This window comes from Aquiflexum sp. (assembly GCF_977115555.1).
Genome location: NZ_CDSBKL010000587.1, coordinates 1 through 1,903, shown reverse-complemented (window position 1 = coordinate 1,903; position 1,903 = coordinate 1). Strand labels below are relative to the sequence as shown.

The window sequence follows — 1,903 nt, the reverse complement described above, 5'->3', positions numbered from 1 at the left end:
AAGGGAAGTTCTTCCAAAACAATCCATTCGGAAGGAATCATGTAGTCAGGAAGGCTTTCCTTAAGTGTTTCCCTGGTTTTTGAAAGTAATTTATCTGACATTTTACCAGAAGTCTCATGAGCCAAAATCAAATATGCAACTAAGGAACTGCTTCCATTTTCGTCCGAAAAAGTATTGACAACTGCCTGCCTAATGCCCGGTGTTTGATTCAGTTTTGCTTCTATCTCCCCTAATTCAATCCGGTATCCTCTTATTTTGACCTGATGATCCATTCTGCCCAAGCAAATTATCTCCCCGTTTGGGAGGAATTTACCTAAATCACCTGTGCGATAAATGGTTCCTCCGTTCCGATTAAGGTCAGCTACAAATTTCTCTTTTGTCAATTCATCCCTAAGGTGGTACCCGTTTGCTACCCCCATACCTCCAATACAAATCTCCCCTACAGTTCCCATTGGGCAAGGCCGAAGTTTCTCATCTAAAATATATACTTGGGTGTTGGCTATAGGTCTTCCTATGCTAATGTCCTCTGCATCTTGGATTTCTTTGACTGTCGACCAGATGGTAGTTTCGGTAGGACCATACATATTCCAGAAAGGCCCAGCCAAATCCAGCAATTTGATCGCCAAATCTTTAGGCAAGGCTTCTCCTCCCCAAAGCACCTTCAATGACCTTGGAGTCTTCCATCCTGAAATCATTAACATTCGCCAGGTAGCAGGTGTAGCCTGCATGCAGGTAACGCCGTATTGATCTATCAAATCCAGCAACAACCTGCCATCTTTCGCACTTTCCTTGTCAGCCAAAATCACGCTTGCACCCGTAATCAATGGTAAAAACAACTCCAAACCAGCAATATCAAATGATATGGTGGTAATTGCCAATAATACATCTTCAGAAATTAGTCCCGGCTGATGGCGCATACTTACCAAAAAGTTTAACAAATTAAGGTGACTTACCTTGACTCCTTTAGGAAGTCCTGTTGAACCAGAAGTATATAAAATGTAAGCTAAATCAGAAGCCTTAGGATATTCAATTTTTGAAAAAGTTCCGGATCTTGAAACATTGAGGGCATCCAATTTTAGTTTTTTTACAGACAAAGATTCTTCCAACAATGTTTCATCTTCTAAAAGCACCAAAGAAGAGTCAGAATTTTGAACCATATATTTAATCCTCTCCTGCGGAAAGGAAGGGTCCAAAGGAACATAGGCACAACCTGCCATTAGAACACCTAAGAGCGCAGGAAGTAGTTTTTCATTCCTATCAAGAAGGACTCCGATCACTTCACCCCTTTTAATCCCTTGCCTCTTTAATTGGTGTGATATATCTTGGGCAGACCAAAACAATTCCTCGTAGCTAAATTCCCTTTGAGGAGTCACAAGAACTTTTTTTTGAGGATTCTTTTCCACGTGTTGGAAAAAAAGTTCCAAAAAAGAATCCTGGACAGGTAATTCCATATCTGTTGAATTCCACTCCTTTAATTTAGATTGGTTGAAAACACTATTAAACTCTAATTCTTCTATTTTCATCCGTGGATTTCTAGTCAAATCCTCCAAAAGTCCCTGGAAGCCTTCCATCCAATAGGAGACTGTCTCTTGATTAAAAAGATCAGTATTGTAAGACCATTCAAAAACCAAATCTTTCCCACGGTTGGTCAGGTTAAGGAAAAGCTCAAAATTCTCATATTTCCTTGGATTGCTGATCAGTTCAAAAGATAAGCCTGAGAACTTGACCTGATTATCCATACCCATATCAATGTTGAAAATGACATGTACCAATGGAATTCTCGAAGGATCCCTAGGAATATTCAAATGCTGGATTAGGTTGCCAAATGTGTACAATTGGTTGTCATAGTCATCCAGAAGCTCCTTTTTCCTATTTTGTAGGTATTCCAAAAAAGTCCAAGAAC

Annotated in this window: 1 protein-coding gene; it reads right to left on the bottom strand. The window is 39.8% G+C overall.

Annotated elements, in window-relative coordinates; genetic code table 11:
* Positions 1-1,903, bottom strand: a 1,903-nt coding sequence (locus ACZFYI_RS19835) for a non-ribosomal peptide synthetase (protein ID WP_462525851.1), incomplete at both ends; no start/stop codon positions are given.